Origin of the sequence: Vibrio neonatus (genome assembly GCF_024346975.1) — a bacterium.
Lineage (GTDB): Bacteria > Pseudomonadota > Gammaproteobacteria > Enterobacterales > Vibrionaceae > Vibrio > Vibrio neonatus.
Window position 1 is genome coordinate 2,700,773 of sequence record NZ_AP024885.1, and the last position, 21,517, is coordinate 2,722,289.

Genomic DNA, 21,517 nt, shown 5'->3' on the forward strand with positions numbered 1-21,517 from the left:
TGACTTAGTGCAAAATGCCGTGATCGGTCGAGTAAAGTAACTCTTCCATTGTGTTGTAGGCACTTTCATTGCCCGGAACATTAAACAGCACCATTAAGATGATCCATTTCAGGTCATCTAGCTGTAAGTCTCGAGTTTCAAGCCCCATGACGCGATCAATCACCATTTCACGAAGCTCTGGGTTTAGCACTTCAATTTGTTCTAAGAACAAAATGAATCCTCGGCAACGAGTGTCTATTCTTTGTTGCTCTTTCTCAGAATAAATTCGGATTGAAGTCGCTGAGCTAGTCGCTATATTTTGACTTGAATCGTCACTTTGCAAAGCTGCAAGGTCTTCAAGCCAGTTTAACGCTTTATAGATCTCATTTTGATGGAAACCTGCGCGAAGGAGTTCTTGCTCAAGCTCATCTTGGTCGACGTTCAAATCGCTCTCGCTATGAATATACGTCTCAAATAGATACATAAGAATATCCATCATAGTCAGCTCCCCCTTAATCTAATATAACCACCACCTACTGAAGCCACGAGTCCTTTGAGCTCCAGTTCTAATAACTGCATCATAACCTGATTAATGGGTAAATGGGTGCTTTGTGCCAAAAAATCAACCGCTGTTGGCTTATCTCCCAATAGATTAAGTAAACCTTGATTTAAATCTGATTCTGACGCGCATCTTTCGCTGTTTTTTGCTGGCAATTGAGCATGAAAACCCAAACCTTGTTGCTCGGTCTGAGACCAATCAATCAAGCCATTCATCTCTTGGATAATATCTTGTGCACTGCGTACTAGCACCGCTCCATCTCGAATCAGGTTATTACAGCCCATCGCATTAGGATTGAGCACAGAGCCTGGGACGGCATACACATCCCTGCCTTGCTCTAAAGCAAATCGAGCCGTAATCAGAGAACCACTTTTCGCCGCCGCTTCAACGACCAACACTCCTACCGATAAACCACTAATAATTCGGTTTCGTCTAGGGAAGTTATACGCTCTAAGGGGATAAAAAGGAGGAAACTCAGACACCAATGCGCCACTCGCTTTAATGCGTTCAGCTAAACGCTGATGCTGTTTTGGGTAGAGGTAGTCAAAACCACTACCTAACACCGCAACTGTCGTCCCCTTATGATCAAGACACGCTTGATGAGCATGCCCATCGACACCTAAAGCAAGCCCACTGGTTATCGTCACCCCAAGTTGCGTTAACTCCGCAGAAAACTGACGCGTAATGTACAAACCGTCTTGGCTACTATTGCGACTGCCTACAACGCCAATCTGATTGGAACTTAAAGCCGATACCTCACCCTGCACAAACAACAATGGCGGATAACATGGGATCTCTTTTAATAACTGAGGATAAGCGCTGTCATCTTCACAGATCAGCAAGTGGTTACCGTCTTTGCTCAGCCAGTTTAAGCAACGTTCAACATTGGCGTTGGCTTTGTCTGTTAAATGGCGAACTTGTAAATCGGTAAATTTTAAGTCGAATAACTCTTTTTTAGATAAATTGATGAGCTCTAACGGAGAGGTAAACTCAATGATTTTTTGCAGCTTAACCCCACTTAAACGAGGCGTCATCGACAAGGTTAACCAAGCTATTATCTGTTGTTCTGTCATCGTTATTCTCATCGATTTATATTGGTGCTGTTATTTGAAGACCAAAATGACTAAAATTGTCACAAGTAGCTGAGATTCTTTCGGCGCAGTTCAACTTTTTTGAGTGATTATGTCTTTATTACAAGTATTAACCTTTCCTGATGATCGCCTTCGTACGGTTGCAAAACCAGTCGAAGATTTTACGCCTGAACTCCAAAAACACATCGACGACATGATTGAAACCATGTACGAAGAAGAAGGTATTGGCTTAGCTTCTACCCAAGTTAATGTTCATAAACGTATCGTGGTAATCGATCTTTCTGAGAATCGCGATGAGCCTTTGGTATTGATCAACCCAGAAATCACCGAGAAGCGCGGTGAAGACGGTATTGAAGAAGGCTGTCTATCTGTGCCCGGTGCGCGTGCTCTTGTACCTAGAGCCGCGGAAGTATCGGTAAAAGCACAAGACCGTAACGGCGACGAATTTACCTTTGAAGCAGACGATTTACTTGCCATCTGTGTACAACATGAGTTGGACCACTTAGCCGGTAAACTCTTTGTTGATTACCTTTCTCCACTGAAACGTAAACGCATCAAAGACAAGCTAGAAAAAATTAAGCGCTTCAACGAAAGAAACTAATTATTCAGGAGTTTGCATTGAGCAAAGCACTAAAGATCGTATTTGCAGGGACTCCAGATTTCGCCGCCGACCATTTGGCGGCGTTGTTATCTTCGGAGCATGAGGTTATTGCGGTTTACTCGACCCCAGACAAACCTGCGGGCCGTGGTAAAAAACTGACTGCAAGTCCAGTTAAAAACCTCGCTATTGAACACAATATTCCTGTTTTTCAGCCAGAGAACTTCAAGTCAGACGAAGCCAAACAACAATTGGCTGACTTAAACGCCGATATCATGGTTGTGGTCGCTTATGGCCTACTATTGCCTAAGCAAGTACTTGATACACCTAAACTGGGTTGCATCAACGTGCACGGCTCTATTTTGCCTCGCTGGCGCGGCGCAGCCCCAATTCAACGTTCAATTTGGGCGGGCGATGCGGAAACTGGCGTGACCATCATGCAAATGGATGTCGGTTTAGATACGGGCGATATGCTGCACATTGCGACTTTACCTATCGAACCTGAAGACACTAGCGCCGCCTTGTACCACAAACTGGCAAAACTTGGCCCTGTTGCTCTCATTGATTGCTTAGCAAACATAGCGCAAGGCACAGCCGTTGCGGTGAAGCAAGATGATGACCTGTCGAATTACGCCAAGAAACTCAGCAAAGAAGAAGCGCTACTGAACTGGAGCAAAGATGCTGTGGCGCTTGAGCGTGAAATTCGTGCATTTAATCCTTGGCCAATGAGTTATTTCAGCATTGCGGATAAGAACATCAAGGTATGGCAAGCACGCGTGAACTCTGAAGCCTGTACAGAAGCCGTCGGTACCATCATCAGCGCTGATAAAAACGGTATTCAAATCGCAACTGGAAACGGCCGCTTAATCCTAGAACAAATCCAAGTGCCCGGGAAAAAAGCTATGTCGGTAGGCGACGTACTCAATTCTCGAGCAGATTGGTTCCCTGTTGGAACCCAATTAGCATAATCACTTATTTCTAAGGCTTGAATTTTTCAAGCCTTACTCTTGTTAGGAAATACCTATGAATGTACGCGCCGCTGCGGCAACCGTGCTGTTTCAAGTTGTAGACAAAGGCTATTCACTCTCTAGCGCTTTACCCAACGCACAATCCCAATTAAAACCTCGTGACCACGCTCTGCTACAAGAGATTTGCTATGGCTGTCTTCGCTACTTGCCAAGATTAGAAACCATAGTCAATGAACTGATGGAAAAGCCCCTGAAAGGCAAACAACGCGTGTTCCATCACTTAATGTTAGTGGGTATTTACCAACTTAGTTTTATGCGTACTGCCGACCATGCAGCCGTTGCCGAAACCGTTGAAGCATGCCAATCACTTAAAGGGCATAAGCTAAAAGGTTTGGTTAATGCGGTATTACGTAACTATCAGCGCAACCAACAACGATTGGATGAAATCTCGGTTAAGCACGATGCAGGCAAATATGGTCACCCAAGCTGGCTACTTAAGTTGCTGAAAGCCTCTTACCCAAATGACTGGGAATCCATTGTTGAAGCCAACAACACCAAAGCACCTATGTGGCTACGTGTAAACGCTCAGCATCATACTCGCGATGAGTATTTGAAATTACTTGAAGCAGAAGATATTGAAGCCGACATTCACCCTCAAGCACGTCATGCGCTACGTCTACATCGAGCTTGTGATGTCAATCAGCTTCCGGGTTTTGCGCAAGGTTGGGTATCGGTGCAAGATGCTGCCGCGCAATTGGCTCTTGAATACTTACAACCGCAAGATGGCGAGCTTATCTTAGACTGTTGTGCCGCTCCCGGTGGTAAAACCGCGCATATCCTAGAAAACACCACCAATAGTGAAGTGGTTGCCATTGATGCTGACCCACAACGCCTAGAGCGAGTGCATCAAAACTTAGAACGCTTAAACCTCACTGCCAAGGTAATGTGTGCCGATGCACGTAACCCTGACCAATGGTGGACAGGTGAGCAGTTCGACCGCATTTTGCTCGATGCACCTTGTTCTGCTATTGGTGTTATCCGTCGTCACCCAGACATCAAATGGTTACGTCGCGCAGATGATCTTCCCGCGCTAGCTCAGCTACAAAGCGAAATTTTAGATGCTATGTGGCAACAACTGAAGAAAGGCGGAACCTTAGTTTACGCTACATGCTCAATTTCTCCGGTTGAAAATACAGAGCAAGTACAGGCATTCTTAGCTCGCACAGACGATGTTGAACTCATCGATAGTGATCCAAGCAATCCAGGAAGACAAATATTACCTGGGGAGCACAATATGGATGGCTTCTATTATGCGGTTCTGCAAAAAAAGAGCTAAATTAAACTAAGCCCTGCTGTATAGGAAAATAATCGATGAAAATCATAATCTTGGGTGCCGGACAAGTCGGAGGTACTCTTGCTGAAAATCTTGTTGGCGAAAATAACGATATCACTATTGTGGATACCGATAATCGTCGTCTGCGCGAATTACAAGATAAGTATGACCTTCGTGTAATCAATGGTGCTGCAAGTCACCCTGACACGTTACGCGATGCCGGAGCTCAAGATGCCGATATGCTGGTGGCGGTAACCAATTCTGATGAGATCAACATGGCCGCTTGCCAAGTTGCATTCACCCTATTTAATACCCCAAACCGCATTGCTCGAATCCGCTCTCCTGAATACTTAAAAGAAAAAGACTCTCTATTTAAGTCAGGAGCTATTCCTGTTGATCACCTTATTGCACCAGAAGAGTTAGTCACTGGCTACATCGAACGCTTAGTTCAATACCCTGGCGCACTGCAAGTGGTTAGTTTTGCAGAAGAGAAAGTTAGCTTAGTGGCAGTAAAAGCATTTTATGGCGGCCCATTGGTCGGCAATGCGATTTCTGCTCTGCGTGAACATATGCCTCACATTGATACTCGTGTAGCGGCTATTTTCCGTCAGGGACGTGCTATCAGACCGCAAGGCACCACAGTTATCGAAGCCGATGATGAAGTGTTCTTTGTGGCGGCCAGTAATGACATCCGCTCTGTAATGAGTGAATTACAACGTCTTGAAAAGCAGTACCGCAAAATCATGATTGTCGGTGGCGGTAATATTGGTGCAGGTCTAGCAAAACGCTTGGAGCGTAACTACTCCATCAAGCTGATTGAACGCGACCTTGAACGCGCCGAAATGCTCTCTGAAGTGCTAGAAAACACCATTGTGTTATGTGGTGATGCTGCTGATAAAGAACTGTTATACGAAGAAAACATCGAAGAGATGGATGTGTTCATCGCGCTAACGAACGAAGATGAAACCAACATCATGTCTGCAATGCTGGCGAAGAGCCTTAACGCTAGAAAGGTGATGGTGCTAATCCAGCGCGGCGCTTATGTTGAGTTGGTGCAAGGTGGCGATATTGATGTAGCTATCTCTCCTCAGCAAGCCACTATTTCTGCGCTACTGACTCATGTGCGTCGTGCCGATATCGTTAACGTTTCTTCATTACGCCGTGGCGCAGCCGAAGCTATCGAAGCTATCGCCCACGGTGATGAAAACACCTCAAAAGTTGTGGGACGTGCGATTGGCGATCTCAAGTTACCACCGGGCACCACCATTGGCGCTATTGTGCGTGGCGAAGAGGTCTTAATTGCGCACGATAGAACTATGATTGAACAAGACGATCACGTAGTGATGTTCTTGGTCGACAAAAAGTACGTTCCTGATGTTGAAAGCTTATTTCAACCAAGCCCGTTCTTCTTGTAGGTCCACCGAATATGGTAAATGTACGTCCAATACTATTTGTTTTAGGGTTAGTGCTGTCTAAGCTAGCACTGTTTATGTACCCGCCAACAATTTTAGCGATTTTTAATCCTGGAAGTGGTTTTGTTGAATTTGCTAAAGCAGTCGCCATCACCCACGTAGTATCGTTTATTTGCCTAACTTTAGGTCGTACGAAGCAGTTTAAACTCAACGTTCGAGATGTGTTCTTGGTCACCACCTTAGTATGGGTTGTGAGTACTGTTTTTGCGGCCTTGCCGTTTGTCTTTATCAATCACATTAGCTTTACTGACGCTTACTTTGAGACCATGTCGGGAATAACCACCACTGGCTCAACCGTGCTCAGTGGGCTAGATACTATGTCCCCTAGCATTTTGCTATGGCGTTCATTATTGCAATGGTTAGGTGGCGTTGGCTTTATTGTTATGGGTGTAGCTATCTTACCTATGCTCAATGTCGGTGGGATGCGTCTGTTCCAGACCGAATCTTCCGACTGGTCTGATAAAAGCTCACCACGAGTCAAAAGTGTCGCCAAAAGTATTGTTGTCGTTTATCTAGGACTGACATTTGCCTGTTTTGCCAGTTATGTGGCAACCGGTATGACACCATTTGAAGCCATCAACCACGCCTTTACTACCATTTCGACTGGCGGCTATTCCACTTCTGACGGCTCAATGAATCACTTCTCTCATGAGACACAATGGTTTTCTACCCTCTTTATGTTTCTTGGCGGGCTACCATTTCTGTTGTTTGTTGCCGCCTATAGAAAGCAATCTTTATACGCTTTAACTAAAGATGCTCAGGTTATCGGTTTCTTTAAACTGTTTATGATTTCTAGCCTAATGATTGCTGCTTGGCTGGTTTTTCATGATAGCTATCAAATGGATGATGCGCTGCGAGTCTCGATGTTTAACGTGGTCTCGGTATTGACTACAACAGGCTTTGGTCTGGATGACTTTACCTCTTGGGGCACCTTAACGACCGTACTCTTTACCTTCCTGCTGATGATGGGAGCATGCTCAGGCTCAACGGCTGGTGGAATCAAAACCTTCCGCTTCCAAATTGCCTTTACTCTATTAAAGATACAGATGATGAAGCTGATTCATCCGTCTGGGGTGTTTGTTCAGCGATACAACAACCGCCGCGTCAACGACGATATCATTCGCTCGATTGTCGCCTTTACCCTCACCTTCTTTGCGACCGTGTTGTTAGTGGCAGCAGGCTTATCGGCGATGGATTTAGACCCAGTAACCAGTCTTACTGGGTCAATAACAGCAGTGGCCAATGTTGGGCCGGGAATGGGGCCAATTATTGGTCCAACAGGCAACTTTGCCCCGTTACCTGATGGTGCCAAATGGTTACTTAGCTTTGGTATGTTATTAGGTCGCCTTGAAATACTGACCATTTTTGTATTGTTCTTGCCGGCTTTCTGGAAACGCTAACCTCGTTTGGCCTCAAACAAATCAGTCAGATATTGAGTGACTTTTTCAGCGCATTGCTGATGGGTTAAATCGCTAGGTAGAGACAGATAGCAGTTGAGATCAGAGGAACCTAATAGGCTAGATAAAAGCCCGCTAACACCTTTCTTGCGTCGGTCAATTTCAAACCACAGTTGTAGCTGCTGCTGATCGCGATACGCAATAATCTCAATTTCACGCCACGTACCGTGAAATAGCCCAGTGGTAGGTACAAACTCAAATTCTTGTACGAAAGGCAATTCAAAGCCTTTGGCTTCTTCGCACTCCGCTTGGCGAATACGCAGTCCTAACTCTTCCAACTCAGAAAAGATAGCGTCTAAAACGGGATCGGGACGGACAGTTAATATGTCTTTATCCGTTGGGTCAATGGCCAGATCGATATCTAATGAGGTTTCCAACCATACCTTTGAATCCCCTATGGTGAGCGGGGTATTTAATGGCGCGGTAAGCTCTATTTCAAAAGTACGCTCTTCTGCTGGATGGATGGTAAATGAATAGGGTAAATCCCATTTATCCAACACATAGTTTTGCGACACTTTACGCTTAATTGGCCCCTCGGTGTGAGGCTGACGCTGTTCTTGTTCAGAGATGTAGCTACAGCACAGTTTGATATCGATATGATCAATATGCTGCTCTGTTGCTCCCCCATAAACATGAATCACGACACTGACTTTATCTCCGGGAACAATTGTTTCTTGTTGCAGAACGGCATCAACTTTTGCGGAGCCAATCCCTAAACTGGCCAATGTTTTCTTAAAAAAAGACATGCTTTGATCCCTCATATGAAACCACTTTACCTATACTGGCTCAAAAAGCACCGATTAACCAAAGGCATTTTTTAAAAATTTGAGCTTAATAAAACAATAATGAGTCTTTTATGCATTGAAAATTAGAAGTTTTCGGATTCTATACCTAAAGTTATCTGGTACGATATATACATGATACTCGTTGAGTATCTGTTTTAACGGCAAAGGATGTGCCTGACTCATTGGTGAAGTATGTTTCCAACAGCCGTCAGGTTTTCTCGACCTAGCAGTCGAGCGGTACATCGCAGAAATTATTTTGCGCCAGTACCATCAAACAAACAAAGAGCTGAAGAAAGTAAAAAGAGTTAAGTTCCATTCATTTTTGATGAAACTGACTTTTTGCAATCTTATTCTCTATATTAAAAGCGTATTTGAACTATTCAAATACGCTTTTTTCTTATCTTTTTGATACTCTTTTTGTTAAGTTAAGCGCACATCTCGAGTTCTATGGAGAAGACAATGAAATGCCATCGCGTTAATGAAGTAATTGAACTACTACACCCTGAGTGGAAGAATGATCCAAATCTTAATTTGATCGAGTTTCTACTTAAGCTTGCAGAAGAAGCAGGTTACAAAGGCAAACTAGAAGATCTAAGTGATGATGTTCTTATTTACCATCTAAAGATGCGTAATAGCGATCAACAAGAAGAGATCCCTGGTTTAGCGAAAGACAAAGAAGACGATTTTAAAACAGCGCTTCTACGTGCTCGTGGCATCATTGACTAGCTTGATACCCATCATAACAATTAAGGGCCAGCAATATATTGCTGGCCCTTCTTTTTTCTCTCTTGCCTAAGCCTCACCGCAAATAATAAACATCCTGCTTATTCTGTAACTTATATAACAAATCATTTTCATATTGTCCGATATACTGAGCCTAGGATTTTGGTTGAGAATATGAAATGAGCAAGGATCGCATCAACGTCAAAGACGTTACCCCCAAAGAGTTCAACCCAAAAGCGCACAAAAGCCAAGGAGATAGGTTTAACCCAAGTAATCGCATCTATGTAAGAGCAAGCTCTGGCGTATTTCAAAAATTACGTCGCTATGGTGCTTGGGTTTTGTTGTTACTGTTTGCCGTTATCCCTTGGATTCCCTATGGCGAACGTCAAGCCATCCTATTGGATATAGGACAGCAGCAATTCAACTTTTTTGGTACTACCCTTTACCCGCAAGATCTCACGCTTTTAGCTTTGCTATTTATGATTGCGGCGTTTGGGCTGTTTTTTATTACCACCTTTTTAGGTCGAGTTTGGTGTGGCTATTTGTGCCCACAAACCGTGTGGACCTTCATGTATATCTGGTTTGAAGAGAAGCTAGAAGGCGCTGCAAACAAACGTAAAAAACAGGATTCTCAGCCACTTACCCGCTCGCTAATGATGCGCAAAACTGCTAAACACATGGCTTGGTGGAGTATCGCGCTACTAACAGGCATGACTTTTGTTGCCTACTTTGTTCCAGTACATGCGCTTTGGTATAACTTCTTTACTTTAAACGCTTCGTCTTGGACTTATTTCTGGGTTCTTTTCTTTGCAGTCTGTACCTATGCCAATGCAGGATGGATGCGCTCTATTGTCTGCATTCACATGTGTCCTTATGCTCGCTTCCAATCCGCCATGTTTGATAAAGACACCTTTATCGTCGGCTATGACAAAAAACGAGGTGAAAACCGAGGCCCTAGAGCACGTAAAGCAAACCCTAGCGAACTAGGTTTAGGTGACTGCATAGACTGTAATTTATGTGTGCAAGTATGCCCGACAGGCATTGATATACGTGACGGTCTGCAATATGAATGCATCAACTGTGGCGCTTGTATTGATGCTTGCGACAATACAATGGCACGCATGAATTATGACAAAGGGCTGATCAGTTACACCACAGAGCACAAACTGGAAGGCACCCACACCAAGATCATGAGGCCGAAACTCATCGGTTATGGCCTAGTGATGATTTTAATGCTGGGCTTCTTCTCGCAGCAAGTATCGACGGTTGATCCCGCCGGTCTCACCATTATCCGAGACCGCGCTCAACTCTATAGAACCAATAGTAATGGTCTGATAGAGAACACCTATACCCTTAAAATCATCAATAAAACCCAGCAACCACAAACTTATCGCTTAACGGTTTCAGGGTTAACTGATGCTAAATGGTATGGCAGACAAACAATCAACGTCTCTCCGGGAGAAGTGTTCAATTTACCTATGAGTCTGGGGATGGATCCTCAGCAATTAAGCTCTGCGGTGACTAAGATTGAATTTACGCTAGAAGCCGAAGAGGGTTTCACTATCGATGTGGAAAGTCGCTTTATCAAACAGCTTTAGCAAGAATTAATGCAATCAGAGGGTTATACTGCGTGATAACCCTCTTTTTCGTCACTGGCAATTTAACAATGAACTCTTTATTCAACTTTGATTCTCTAACGCCTGACCTTATGTGGTATGCATTAGAGAGTATTGGAATACGTGCCGAATCTGGTTTTTTAGCATTAAATAGCTATGAAAACCGAGTTTATCAATTCGTCGACGAAGAAAAGAAACGCTACGTGGTGAAGTTTTATCGACCACAACGTTGGAACGAATTACAAATCCAAGAAGAGCATGATTTCACGCTCTCTTTACTCGACCATGAAATCCCTATTGCGCCTCCGGTCATTATCAATGGCAAAACCTTACATCAGCACAAAGGTTATCTATTCACTCTATTTGAAAGTGTCGGTGGTCGACAGTTTGAAGTCGATAACTATAATCAACTGGAGATGGTGGGACGATTTTTAGGACGTATTCATAAAGTTAGCCAAGGGCAACCCGCTTTTCAGCATAGGCCAACCATGGGACTTGATGAGTACCTCTATCAATCTAGGGATCTACTGCAGAAAAGTGAGTTTATTCCCGCGCATATTGAAAAGGCTTTTTTCCACGATATGCAGCTGCTAATTAGTGCCATTGAACAGCAGTGGCAAGTAGACTACACACCTATCCGATTGCACGGCGATTGTCACCCAGGCAATATCTTATGGCGCGATGGCCCCATGTTTGTGGATTTGGATGACGCAAGAAATGGCCCTGCTGTACAAGACTTATGGATGCTACTCAGTGGCGATCGTCAGGAAAAACTGCTGCAACTTGATATTGTCTTAGAGGGATATCAAGAATTTTGTGATTTTGATAGCAATCAATTGAAACTGATCGAGCCTTTGCGCGGTCTACGTTTAATACACTATATGTCTTGGCTTGCAAAAAGATGGCAAGATCCCGCTTTCCCTGTAGCATTTCCATGGTTTAATGATGCAAAATACTGGGAAGGTCAAGTATTAGCAATAAAAGAGCAACTGTCTGCGCTACAAGAGCCAGCATTGTCTCTAACACCTAACTGGTAGTATCCAGAAGAATATTTTTGAAGGAGTTACAAATGAAAAAGTTGATTGCCTTAGTGGCAACCATGTTTTTAACATTGTCTGTTCACGCAGCTCAGTTCACCGAAGGTCAAAACTATACAGTGCTTGATCTGCCAGCGTCATCTTCTCCAACAGTTAATGAGTTTTTCTCTTTCTACTGCCCACACTGCTACCAGTTTGAGCCAATCATTAAAAACCTAAAATCATCTCTGCCTACCAATGCTAAATTCCAAAAATCTCATGTTTCTTTTATGGGCGGTAGCATGGGTCTATCAATGAGCAAAGCTTACGCCACTATGTTAGTGCTAGAAGTTGAAGACAAAATGATTCCAGTGATGTTCAACCGCATCCACAAGCTCAATGCAGCGCCTCGTGATGAAGCTGAATTGCGTCAAATCTTCCTAGATGAAGGCGTAGATGCGAAGAAATTTGATGCAGCATTTAAAGGGTTCGCTGTGGATTCAATGGCGCGTCGTTTTGACAAACAATTTAAAGATAGCAACCTAAAAGGTGTGCCATCTATTGTGGTTAACAACAAGTACCTTGTTGATATGGGTTCAGTAAAATCAACCAAAGATCTGTCTGACCTAGTTAATTATCTATTAACTCTCAAATAATTAACGCTTAAATAATATTAGAGGGGAGCTTAAAGCTCCCCTTCTTATTTCTGGTTTACCCTGCCACTTGCCGATGAATAGACAACAGCAGACGATCCATCGCTCGATAGCCTAATGCTTCGCTCAAATGCTCTCTGGTTATTGTTTCAGACAAGGCTAAATCGGCAATGGTGCGCGCCACTCTGATAATTCGATGATAAGCACGTATCGACAACCCTAAGCGAGTAATCGCAAACTCTAAAAATTCTGCGTCCTCCTTTAGCAAAACACAGTATTGATCCATTTCTCGATTCGATAATCGTGCGTTGGGCTTACCCGCTCTTGCCAACATGATCTCTCTGGCTTGACTGACTCTTGCAAGGCACACCTCGGTGCTGTCACCTCTATCACCTCCTTCACTTAAAGTCCCCAAAGGTAGCAAGGGGGTTTCCACCGACATATCAAAGCGATCAAGAAACGGGCCTGAGATTCGACTTAGGTATTTCAATATCACCTGCGGTGATGCCCCTAACTGCCCTTCTTTATACTGCCCAGACGGGCTTGGATTTAAAGCGGCAATCAACTGAAAACGAGCAGGAAAACACGTTTTGCCCGATGCTCGCGAAATGGCAATCTCACCCGCTTCTAAAGGTTCGCGCAGTGCATCTAATACGCGCCGTTCAAATTCAGGCAATTCATCTAAAAAGAGCACGCCATTATGTGCCAATGAAATCTCGCCCGGCTTAGGCGATGAACCACCGCCAACCAAGGCCGCCATAGAACTAGAATGATGAGGTGCGCGAAAGGGACGTTTACGCCATGAATTTTCATCTAAATCCTGATCCACCAATGAAGAGACAGCTGCAACCTCTAAAGCCTCTTGCTTACTCATTGGCGGAATTAAATCGGGTAAGCGAGCCGCCAACATTGTTTTCCCCGTTCCGGGAGGGCCTATGAAAATTAAATTATGTTGTCCGGCAGCGGCAATTTCTAACGCTCTTTTGCCTTGCTGTTGTCCGATGACATCTTGCATATTTTTGGTTGGTGTCGGCGGAGTATCAACCGCAGGAGCAAGCTCTAAATCTAATTCCAGTTGCGAGGCTAAAAATCCACTCACCTGTAATAAACTGCTGGCCGACAAATTACTATGCTCATCAACCAAACGTACCTGACTGGCGTTTTGCGCAGGGCTAATCAAGATGCGCTTTTCTCTTTTGCTGGCAATAGCGGCAGAAATAACGCCTCTGACCGGGCGCAATTCACCCGAGAGAGCTAATTCACCCACCAGCTCTACGTCATTAATTTTATCTACAGGGATCTGCTCACTGGCTACCAAAATACCTATAGCAATCGGTAAATCAAAACGTCCACCGTCTTTGGGGAGATCGGCAGGGGCTAAGTTAACGGTGATCTTGTGTCTCGGAAAAGAAAAGCGTGAATTCATAATCGCACTTCTTACTCGGTCTTTGGACTCCTTAACACTGGTTTCGGCTAACCCCACCAAATGAAAGCCCGGCATACCTGGGCCAATGTGAACTTCAACCGTCACTTGCGGAGCTAACACCCCTAAACTTGCCCGACTATGTACTATCGCTAACCCCATACTTCACCCAGTTACACAACCCTATATAGGGTTTAGGCAACCAGCGAAAAGAAGGAAAATGAAAAAAGAATGAGTTTTTCCTTGTCAGATCGCAAGAAATTGTGATACCACTAATAGTATTAAGACTGTGCAACTTTATTTGAGAATTATGCAACCTACCATTCGACTACTAACTCTGGTCAACCTGATTATCGTGGTGATTATTCACACCGCGCGAGGGCGAGTAGGCGCAAACTAGTACAGCAAGATTCACAAGCCCTCGCACTGAAAAGTTCGGGGGCTTTTTAGTTTTATAGGTCTCATAGAGATTCTAATCAGGACATGGAGCACAAGATGTGCAGTAAGACTAAGAACACAACCAAGCAGCAGCTTGCCTCATCAAAGGGAGATAACCAATGACGGGCGCACAATTAGTGGTAGAAGCACTTCGCCAACAAGGAATTAAGACCATTTTTGGCTATCCCGGTGGAGCAATAATGCCTATCTATGACGCATTATATGATGGTGGCGTTGAACATATTCTTTGCCGACATGAACAAGGAGCCGCAATGGCTGCTATTGGCATGTCTCGTTCAACTCAAGACGTTGCGGTATGCATGGCAACCTCTGGCCCCGGCGCTACAAACCTAGTAACTGGTCTTGCTGACGCGTTCTTAGATTCTGTGCCTGTTGTGGCAATTACTGGACAGGTAGCAAGCTCTCATATCGGTACTGACGCATTCCAAGAAATGGATGTTATTGGCATGTCTTTGTCTTGTACCAAGCACAGCTACCTAGTAACCGATATCGAAGATCTCGCGCCAACTCTAGCGGAAGCCTTTGAAGTGGCGAAAGCAGGTCGCCCCGGTCCTGTACTCGTTGATATTGCCAAAGATGTTCAGCTTGCTGACGCTCCAGAATTAGATATCCCTGCATTTCAACAACCAATGATGCCGGTACCTCAGCCAGAAGACTACCGATTAGCACAAGCGCTATTACGTGAAAGTCGTCGACCTGTATTGTATGTGGGTGGTGGTGTTCAGCTTGCTAAAGCCACAGCGACGGCGCGTGAGTTTCTAGCGAAAAATCCAATGCCATCGGTTAGTACCTTAAAAGGTCTAGGCACTATTGAACGCCATGATCCGCACTACTTAGGCATGCTAGGTATGCACGGCACTAAAGCGGCTAACCTGATTGTGCAAGAGTCTGACCTACTTATCGTTGTGGGCGCTCGCTTTGATGACCGAGTAACAGGCAAGCTAGATACTTTTGCTCCAAACGCCAAAATCATCCATATCGATATCGATAAAGCCGAATTTAATAAGTTGCGTCATGCGCACTCAGCGCTACGTGGCGACATCAACGAGATTTTGCCACAACTGCACATTGAAAATGACATCACACCTTGGGTTCACCACTGTGAAAGCCTGCGTAATGGCTTCAAATGGCAATACAACCACCCAGGTGAATTAATCTACGCACCACTACTGTTGAAACAGTTGTCCGATATGATGCCAGACAGCTCTATTGTTTCTACTGACGTAGGTCAGCACCAAATGTGGGCGGCGCAGCACATACAGCCTCGCGATCCTCAAAACTTCATCTCTTCTGCAGGTCTTGGCACTATGGGCTTTGGCTTACCTGCGGCTATGGGTGCGGCAGTCGCAAGACCCGACGACCAATCTATCTTAATCTCGGGTGACGGCTCATTTATGATGAACGTACAAGAGCTAGGAACGCTTAAACGTCGTCAAATCCCAGTGAAAATGGTGCTTATCAATAACCAACGTTTAGGTATGGTGCGCCAATGGCAATCGCTCTTTTTCGATGGCCGCCACAGTGAAACTATTCTCGATGATAACCCTGATTTCATCATGCTAGCGAAAGCATTTGATATTCCGGGTAAAACCATCACCAAGAAAGAAGAAGTTGAGCCAGCATTAAAAGAGATGCTAGAGAGCAAAACCGCTTATCTATTACACGTTATCATCGATGAAGAAGAGAACGTATGGCCATTGGTACCACCAGGTGCCTCAAATGAAGAAATGTTAGAGAACACCTAATAGAGGCACCCATGGAAAGATACTTATTAGATATTAAAGCCGATGATAAACCAGTGCTTATGGAGCGCGTTTTACGTGTGGTTCGTCATCGTGGATTTATCGTTCGTCAGGTAGCTGGTACACAAAACCATCAAAGTAAAATCGCCAGTGTCGAAATCATCGTTGACAGTGAACGCCCTATCACATTTTTAACAAATCAAATTGAAAAATTGTGGGATGTAATTAGCGTAGACGTCATCAAGATTGATAACAACGAACTCCCTAACAATAATTTACAGCACAAAGTGAGCGCATAAGGAAAGCAAGCAATGGCTACAAAGACAGCAGATTATATTTGGTTTAACGGTGAAATGGTTCCGTGGGCAGACGCCAACGTACACGTGCTCACTCATGCAATGCACTATGGCACATCAGTATTCGAAGGTGTGCGTTGTTATAACACCCCTAAAGGGCCTGTTGTTTTCCGCCATCCAGAGCATGCAAAACGTCTAAAAAATTCAGCAAAAATCTACCGTTTCCCAATTCCATACTCTGTGGAAGAAATTATGGAAGCAACCCGTGAAACTATCCGTGTAAACAAACTGGACAGCGCTTACATTCGTCCACTAGGTTTTGTGGGTAACGTAGGTTTGGGTGTTTGCCCTCCAGTTGACAGTGAAATGGAACTTATCATTGCCGCTTTCCCTTGGGGTTCTTACTTGGGCGAAGAAGCGCTAGAAAATGGCGTAGATGCGATGATTTCTAGCTGGAACCGAGCAGCACCAAATACCATCCCTACCGCAGCTAAAGCGGGCGGTAACTACCTATCTTCATTACTGGTTGGCGGTGAAGCACGTCGTCACGGCTATGATGAAGGTATTGCGCTAAGTGTTGATGGTTATCTATCAGAAGGTGCGGGTGAAAACATTTTTGTCGTAAAAGACGGCGTAATCATTACACCACCAGCAACCGCGGCTATTTTGCCAGGCATCACTCGTGATTCAATCATGGTATTGGCTCGCGAAAAAGGCTACGAAATTGTTGAAGCAAACATTGCGCGTGAAGCGCTATACCTTGCTGACGAAGTATTCATGACAGGTACTGCAGCAGAAATCGTTCCAGTACGCTCGGTTGATCAGATTCAAGTAGGCGAAGGTAAGCGCGGTCCTGTGACTAAAGACTTACAAGAGACCTATTTTGGTCTATTCAACGGTACAACAGAAGATAAATGGGGTTGGTTAGACTACGTTTACCCAGCTGACGCAGAGAAATAAGGAATCATTATGCCAATCTATCGCAGTGCAACTACAACTCACGGCCGCAACATGGCTGGCGCACGCGCACTATGGCGCGCAACTGGAGTAAAAGACGAAGATTTCGGTAAGCCTATTATCGCTGTCGTAAACTCATTTACTCAATTTGTACCAGGACACGTTCACCTGAAAGATATGGGTCAACTTGTTGCTGGCGAAATCGAAAAAGCAGGCGGTATCGCCAAAGAATTCAACACCATCGCAGTTGATGATGGTATTGCCATGGGTCACGGCGGCATGCTGTACTCTCTACCATCGCGTGAGCTTATCGCAGATTCGGTAGAATACATGGTTAACGCTCACTGTGCTGACGCTATGGTTTGTATCTCAAACTGTGACAAAATCACTCCGGGAATGCTAATGGCCTCTATGCGCCTAAATATCCCAGTGATCTTTGTTTCTGGTGGCCCAATGGAAGCGGGTAAGACTAAGCTTTCTGATCAACTGATCAAACTCGATCTTGTTGATGCCATGATGCAAAGTGCCGATCCAACAGTATCTGATGAGCAAAGCGAGCAAGTAGAACGTAGCGCATGTCCTACATGTGGTTCTTGTTCTGGTATGTTCACCGCGAACTCAATGAACTGTCTAACCGAAGCTCTAGGTCTTTCTCAGCCGGGTAACGGTTCAATGCTTGCCACTCACGCAGACCGTGAAGCGCTGTTTATCAATGCCGGTAAACGCATTGTTGAACTGACTAAACGTTACTACGAGCAAGATGACGAATCGGCTCTGCCACGTAACATCGCCACCAAAAAAGCCTTTGAAAATGCGATTGCACTTGATATTGCGATGGGCGGTTCAACCAACACCGTTCTTCACCTTATCGCTGCGGCTCAAGAAGGTGATGTCGACTTTACGATGCAAGATATCGACGAAATGTCTCGTCGTGTTCCTAACCTATGTAAAGTAGCGCCTTCTACACCTAAATATCATATGGAAGACGTTCACCGCGCTGGTGGTGTAATGGCTATCTTAGGTGAGCTTAACCGCGCAGGTTTGCTCAACAACCAATCTCGCACTGTGCTAGGTCTTTCTATGGAAGAGCAACTGGCGCACTACGATGTGATGCAAACTGAATCACAAGAAGTAAAAGACTTCTTCCGCGCAGGCCCTGCTGGCATCCGTACTACCAAAGCATTCTCACAAGATTGTCGTTGGGAAACACTGGATGACGATCGTAAAGAAGGCTGTATTCGCAGTAAAGAAAATGCCTATAGCCAAGATGGCGGTCTAGCCGTTCTGAAAGGTAACATTGCGCTCGATGGCTGTATCGTTAAAACGGCAGGCGTAGACGAAAGCATTCTTAAATTTACTGGCCCTGCAGTGGTATTTGAAAGCCAAGAAGACGCTGTTGATGGCATCTTAGGTGGCAAAGTGAAATCGGGCGATGTGGTTATCATCCGCTACGAAGGCCCTAAAGGTGGCCCAGGTATGCAAGAGATGCTTTACCCGACCACTTACCTAAAATCTATGGGACTAGGCAAAGAGTGTGCGCTACTGACTGATGGTCGCTTCTCTGGCGGTACAGCCGGTTTGTCTATCGGCCACGCTTCTCCTGAAGCGGCAGCGGGCGGCATCATAGGTTTGGTAAACTCTGGCGATCAAATTGCGATCGACATTCCAAACCGTACTATTGAACTACAGGTATCTGAAGCTGAACTTGCTGAGCGTCGCGCTAAACAAGACCAACTAGGTTGGAAACCAGTTTCTCGTGAGCGTGCTGTTTCGTTTGCTCTAAAAGCCTACGCAAGTATGGCAACCAGTGCAGACAAAGGAGCGGTAAGAGACAAATCTAAGTTTGAGGAGTAAGGCTATGAGTCTTACTAATCTCAAATCTGGCGCAGAGTATCTGCGCCAAATCTTGCGCGCACCGATATACGAAGTTGCCACCCTAACACCGTTGCAAACTATGCCTCGTTTGTCTGAACGTCTGAATAATCAGGTGCAAATTAAGCGTGAAGATCGTCAGCCTGTACACTCTTTTAAATTGCGCGGCGCCTACAACATGGTCGCCAACCTAACCGAAGAGCAAAAACAAGCGGGCGTGATTGCTGCCTCCGCAGGAAACCACGCCCAAGGCATGGCATTCTCTGGCACAAAATTAGACATTAGTACCACCATAGTAATGCCAAAGACAACCCCAGACATCAAAGTAGATGCTGTGCGAGCCTTTGGCGGTACTGTAGTGTTGCACGGCAACAATTTTGACGAAGCGAAAGCAGAAGCTGAGCGACTTTCTGAACTGCATGGCTATACCTTTGTCCCTCCTTTCGATCACCCATTAGTGATCGCAGGACAAGGCACAATCGGTATGGAGATGATTCAGCAAAACGGCAATCTCGACTATATTTTCGTCCCTGTGGGCGGCGGCGGTTTAGCTGCAGGTGTTTCAGTGTTAGTAAAACAACTGATGCCAAACATTAAAGTGATTGCGGTAGAACCTGAAGATTCAGCCTGTTTGAAAGCGGCATTAGATGCGGGCCATCCTGTCACCCTTGACCAAGTGAGCATGTTTGCTGATGGCGTTGCGGTGAAGCAGATTGGCAGTGAAACTTTCCGCCTATGTAATGAAAACATTGATGGGCACATCACAGTGTCTAGCGATGAAATCTGCGCAGCGGTTAAAGATATCTTCGAAGATACTCGCGCTATTGCTGAACCATCGGGGGCACTTGCGCTAGCGGGTTTGAAAAAATTTGCTGAGCAAAATGAGCTAAAAGATAAGAAGCTATCCACTATATTGTCAGGAGCCAACACTAACTTCCACGGCCTACGCTACGTCTCTGAACGATGCGAGCTAGGTGAAAAACGTGAAGGTTTACTAGCGGTTACTATCCCTGAGCGTCCGGGCGCTTTCTTTGAATTTTGCAATATCATCGGCGGTCGAGCGGTGACTGAGTTTAACTATCGCTACAACGATGATGAGCAAGCCAATATCTTTGTCGGGGTACGTTTGCACGAAGGGCAAGCGGAACTGGACAGCATCATTAACGATCTACAACAAGGTGGCTACCCTGTGGTTGATCTTTCTGATGATGAAATGGCTAAGCTGCACATACGTTATATGGTGGGTGGAAAACCAAAAACACCAATCAAAGAGCGTTTGTACAGCTTTGAATTCCCTGAATATCCGGGAGCCTTGGTTAACTTCCTCAGCACCCTAGGTACGCATTGGAATATCAGCCTATTCAACTACCGTAACCATGGCGCAGATTACGGCCGTGTGTTGTGTGGATTTGAATTAACTGAAGGTGATATTGAACGTTTTTCTCGTCACTTAGATGAGCTAGGTTATGGCTATAAAGATGAGTCTGAAAACCCATCTTATCGTTTCTTTCTTAGCTAACAGCGTAAAGTAATATCCACTAAGGCAGCCTAATGGCTGCCTTTTTATTCACTGCTCACCCAATCTCGATGCAGTTTATCTTCGTCACCAAGATAATTTAGCATCCATTCAATAAGCTTATTGCTACTGTCTTTTCGCCATACCATACAACACTCACTCGGCGGAGCCTGAAACTCAATGTCTCTAGTCACCAATGTTTTTTCGTTCACCAAAGAGTGTGCAATATGCTCGGGAACAAACCCCACGCCTACACCGCCTTTAATGCAACGTATCGCCGTATGCCAATGTGGAGTAAGAAGACGCCTTTGATTAGTAAATAACGTCTGGTGACGCTTAGGAAGCACCCTAGACGTATCATCAAGACTGACACTTGGGTATAAAGCGATATCTTCTACCTGTAATTGGCTTTTGCTTGCTAACGGGTGATCGGAGGCACACACAAATACCCACTCCATCTTGCCCATGTCTTTAATACCAAAATCACCGCTAACAGGGATGGCAGAGGTGGCTCCCAACACGATATCGGCACGCTCTTGAGCTATGGCTTCCCAAGCACCATTAAAAACCTCCATATTGATTTGCAGCTCCGCAAAATCGAACTGACGGTAAAAGTCATCAATTAAGTGCTGTAAATTATCTAGCCTTACGATGTTATCTAAAGTGATCCTTAAGGTTTGTTGCCACCCTTGCGCAGTACGTTTTGCTTGTGCTTTCGCTTCTTCAATCTGACGAAGCATAGATCGCACCTGCTCAATAAAGATCTCTCCTGCAGGAGTAAGTTCAACTCTTCTGGGTAAGCGCCTAAATAGGATCACATCTAACTCTTGCTCTATCTGGCGTACTGAATAACTAATTGCTGACGGCACTTTGTGTAAGTGTTCGGCGGCGGCGGAAAAACTGCCTAATCTCGCCACCACATCCAGCAGTTCAAAATTTTTCTGAGATAACATAACCTAAAACTCTAGCTTTCAAATTTTTTGATAGATAACTACATATATT

Annotated in this window: 19 protein-coding genes; 14 read left to right on the forward strand and 5 right to left on the reverse strand. The window is 44.9% G+C overall.

What is annotated here, in order from left to right:
* Positions 1-4: 4 nt before the first annotated feature.
* Complete coding sequence (locus tag OCU38_RS12605) at positions 5-478, reverse strand: DUF494 family protein (RefSeq protein WP_021714832.1); 474 nt, start codon at positions 476-478, stop codon at positions 5-7.
* A 2-nt stretch (positions 479-480) separates the two neighbouring features.
* Complete coding sequence (dprA, locus tag OCU38_RS12610) at positions 481-1,611, reverse strand: DNA-processing protein DprA (protein ID WP_261823282.1); 1,131 nt, start codon at positions 1,609-1,611, stop codon at positions 481-483.
* Between the two features lie 109 nt (positions 1,612-1,720).
* On the opposite strand from dprA, the gene def reads away from it, so the two are divergent.
* Genes def through OCU38_RS12635 form a run of 5 tightly spaced genes read left to right on the forward strand, consistent with a single transcriptional unit; the run spans position 1,721 to position 7,400 of the window.
* Positions 1,721-2,230, forward strand: a complete 510-nt coding sequence (gene def, locus OCU38_RS12615; RefSeq protein ID WP_023405246.1) for a peptide deformylase — start codon at positions 1,721-1,723, stop codon at positions 2,228-2,230.
* Positions 2,231-2,247: 17 nt separating this feature from the next.
* Positions 2,248-3,195, forward strand: coding sequence for a methionyl-tRNA formyltransferase (gene fmt, locus OCU38_RS12620; protein ID WP_261823283.1), 948 nt, complete (start codon positions 2,248-2,250; stop codon positions 3,193-3,195).
* 55 nt (positions 3,196-3,250) lie between these two features.
* Positions 3,251-4,531: a 16S rRNA (cytosine(967)-C(5))-methyltransferase RsmB gene (gene rsmB, locus OCU38_RS12625; protein ID WP_261823284.1), complete on the forward strand. Its 1,281-nt coding sequence runs from the start codon at positions 3,251-3,253 to the stop codon at positions 4,529-4,531.
* A gap of 35 nt (positions 4,532-4,566) precedes the next feature.
* A complete protein-coding gene (gene trkA / locus OCU38_RS12630; RefSeq protein ID WP_023405249.1) occupies positions 4,567-5,943 on the forward strand; it encodes a Trk system potassium transporter TrkA in 1,377 nt (458 codons plus the stop codon).
* An 11-nt stretch (positions 5,944-5,954) separates the two neighbouring features.
* Positions 5,955-7,400 (forward strand): TrkH family potassium uptake protein, encoded by a 1,446-nt coding sequence (locus tag OCU38_RS12635; RefSeq protein WP_261823285.1) that lies wholly within the window; start codon positions 5,955-5,957, stop codon positions 7,398-7,400.
* On the opposite strand, the gene OCU38_RS12640 is transcribed toward OCU38_RS12635, so the two are convergent.
* On the reverse strand, positions 7,397-8,203 hold the full coding sequence (locus OCU38_RS12640) for a sporulation protein (protein ID WP_261823286.1): 807 nt from the start codon (positions 8,201-8,203) through the stop codon (positions 7,397-7,399). The two genes, OCU38_RS12635 and OCU38_RS12640, sit on opposite strands and share 4 nt — an antisense overlap.
* 486 nt (positions 8,204-8,689) lie before the next feature.
* On the opposite strand from OCU38_RS12640, the gene OCU38_RS12645 reads away from it, so the two are divergent.
* The 4 genes from OCU38_RS12645 to OCU38_RS12660 all read left to right on the forward strand — a co-directional run bounded on the left by OCU38_RS12645 (position 8,690) and on the right by OCU38_RS12660 (position 12,253).
* Positions 8,690-8,968: a YihD family protein gene (locus OCU38_RS12645; protein ID WP_261823287.1), complete on the forward strand. Its 279-nt coding sequence runs from the start codon at positions 8,690-8,692 to the stop codon at positions 8,966-8,968.
* A gap of 176 nt (positions 8,969-9,144) precedes the next feature.
* Entirely contained in the window at positions 9,145-10,563 is a 1,419-nt protein-coding gene (gene ccoG, locus OCU38_RS12650) for a cytochrome c oxidase accessory protein CcoG (RefSeq protein WP_261823288.1), read from the forward strand.
* A gap of 68 nt (positions 10,564-10,631) precedes the next feature.
* The gene (locus OCU38_RS12655) at positions 10,632-11,618 is read left to right on the forward strand and encodes a serine/threonine protein kinase (RefSeq protein ID WP_261823289.1); all 987 of its coding nucleotides are present in this window, start codon (positions 10,632-10,634) and stop codon (positions 11,616-11,618) included.
* Between the two features lie 32 nt (positions 11,619-11,650).
* Positions 11,651-12,253, forward strand: a complete 603-nt coding sequence (locus OCU38_RS12660) for a DsbA family protein (protein WP_261823290.1) — start codon at positions 11,651-11,653, stop codon at positions 12,251-12,253.
* A gap of 55 nt (positions 12,254-12,308) precedes the next feature.
* On the opposite strand, the gene OCU38_RS12665 is transcribed toward OCU38_RS12660, so the two are convergent.
* Positions 12,309-13,835: a YifB family Mg chelatase-like AAA ATPase gene (locus OCU38_RS12665; protein WP_261823291.1), complete on the reverse strand. Its 1,527-nt coding sequence runs from the start codon at positions 13,833-13,835 to the stop codon at positions 12,309-12,311.
* Between the two features lie 395 nt (positions 13,836-14,230).
* On the opposite strand from OCU38_RS12665, the gene ilvG reads away from it, so the two are divergent.
* From ilvG to ilvA, 5 genes are read left to right on the forward strand one after another with little or no spacing between them, the layout of a single operon-like run.
* Positions 14,231-15,877: an acetolactate synthase 2 catalytic subunit gene (gene ilvG / locus OCU38_RS12670; RefSeq protein WP_261823292.1), complete on the forward strand. Its 1,647-nt coding sequence runs from the start codon at positions 14,231-14,233 to the stop codon at positions 15,875-15,877.
* 11 nt (positions 15,878-15,888) lie between these two features.
* Complete coding sequence (gene ilvM, locus OCU38_RS12675) at positions 15,889-16,173, forward strand: acetolactate synthase 2 small subunit (protein ID WP_023405258.1); 285 nt, start codon at positions 15,889-15,891, stop codon at positions 16,171-16,173.
* A 12-nt stretch (positions 16,174-16,185) separates the two neighbouring features.
* Positions 16,186-17,130: a branched-chain-amino-acid transaminase gene (locus tag OCU38_RS12680; RefSeq protein WP_023405259.1), complete on the forward strand. Its 945-nt coding sequence runs from the start codon at positions 16,186-16,188 to the stop codon at positions 17,128-17,130.
* A 9-nt stretch (positions 17,131-17,139) separates the two neighbouring features.
* Positions 17,140-18,981 carry a dihydroxy-acid dehydratase gene (gene ilvD, locus OCU38_RS12685; protein WP_023405260.1) on the forward strand — a complete coding sequence of 614 codons (1,842 nt, stop codon included), beginning with the start codon at positions 17,140-17,142 and terminating at the stop codon, positions 18,979-18,981.
* A 4-nt stretch (positions 18,982-18,985) separates the two neighbouring features.
* Positions 18,986-20,518, forward strand: coding sequence for a threonine ammonia-lyase, biosynthetic (ilvA, locus tag OCU38_RS12690; RefSeq protein ID WP_261823293.1), 1,533 nt, complete (start codon positions 18,986-18,988; stop codon positions 20,516-20,518).
* 44 nt (positions 20,519-20,562) lie between these two features.
* On the opposite strand, the gene punR is transcribed toward ilvA, so the two are convergent.
* Complete coding sequence (gene punR, locus OCU38_RS12695; protein ID WP_261823294.1) at positions 20,563-21,468, reverse strand: DNA-binding transcriptional activator PunR; 906 nt, start codon at positions 21,466-21,468, stop codon at positions 20,563-20,565.
* Between the last annotated feature and the right edge of the window lie 49 nt (positions 21,469-21,517).

Excerpts from the sequence above, each read along its gene's own strand:
- OCU38_RS12605 (WP_021714832.1), bottom strand. The coding sequence starts at position 478 with ATGATGGATATTCTTATGTATCTATTTGAGACGTATATTCATAGCGAG.
- dprA (WP_261823282.1), bottom strand. The coding sequence starts at position 1,611 with ATGACAGAACAACAGATAATAGCTTGGTTAACCTTGTCGATGACGCCT.
- def (WP_023405246.1), top strand. The coding sequence starts at position 1,721 with ATGTCTTTATTACAAGTATTAACCTTTCCTGATGATCGCCTTCGTACG.
- rsmB (WP_261823284.1), top strand. The coding sequence starts at position 3,251 with ATGAATGTACGCGCCGCTGCGGCAACCGTGCTGTTTCAAGTTGTAGAC.
- trkA (WP_023405249.1), top strand. The coding sequence starts at position 4,567 with ATGAAAATCATAATCTTGGGTGCCGGACAAGTCGGAGGTACTCTTGCT.
- OCU38_RS12635 (WP_261823285.1), top strand. The coding sequence starts at position 5,955 with ATGGTAAATGTACGTCCAATACTATTTGTTTTAGGGTTAGTGCTGTCT.
- OCU38_RS12640 (WP_261823286.1), bottom strand. The coding sequence starts at position 8,203 with ATGTCTTTTTTTAAGAAAACATTGGCCAGTTTAGGGATTGGCTCCGCA.
- OCU38_RS12645 (WP_261823287.1), top strand. The coding sequence starts at position 8,690 with ATGGAGAAGACAATGAAATGCCATCGCGTTAATGAAGTAATTGAACTA.
- ccoG (WP_261823288.1), top strand. The coding sequence starts at position 9,145 with ATGAGCAAGGATCGCATCAACGTCAAAGACGTTACCCCCAAAGAGTTC.
- OCU38_RS12655 (WP_261823289.1), top strand. The coding sequence starts at position 10,632 with ATGAACTCTTTATTCAACTTTGATTCTCTAACGCCTGACCTTATGTGG.
- OCU38_RS12660 (WP_261823290.1), top strand. The coding sequence starts at position 11,651 with ATGAAAAAGTTGATTGCCTTAGTGGCAACCATGTTTTTAACATTGTCT.
- OCU38_RS12665 (WP_261823291.1), bottom strand. The coding sequence starts at position 13,835 with ATGGGGTTAGCGATAGTACATAGTCGGGCAAGTTTAGGGGTGTTAGCT.
- ilvG (WP_261823292.1), top strand. The coding sequence starts at position 14,231 with ATGACGGGCGCACAATTAGTGGTAGAAGCACTTCGCCAACAAGGAATT.
- ilvM (WP_023405258.1), top strand. The coding sequence starts at position 15,889 with ATGGAAAGATACTTATTAGATATTAAAGCCGATGATAAACCAGTGCTT.
- OCU38_RS12680 (WP_023405259.1), top strand. The coding sequence starts at position 16,186 with ATGGCTACAAAGACAGCAGATTATATTTGGTTTAACGGTGAAATGGTT.
- ilvD (WP_023405260.1), top strand. The coding sequence starts at position 17,140 with ATGCCAATCTATCGCAGTGCAACTACAACTCACGGCCGCAACATGGCT.
- ilvA (WP_261823293.1), top strand. The coding sequence starts at position 18,986 with ATGAGTCTTACTAATCTCAAATCTGGCGCAGAGTATCTGCGCCAAATC.
- punR (WP_261823294.1), bottom strand. The coding sequence starts at position 21,468 with ATGTTATCTCAGAAAAATTTTGAACTGCTGGATGTGGTGGCGAGATTA.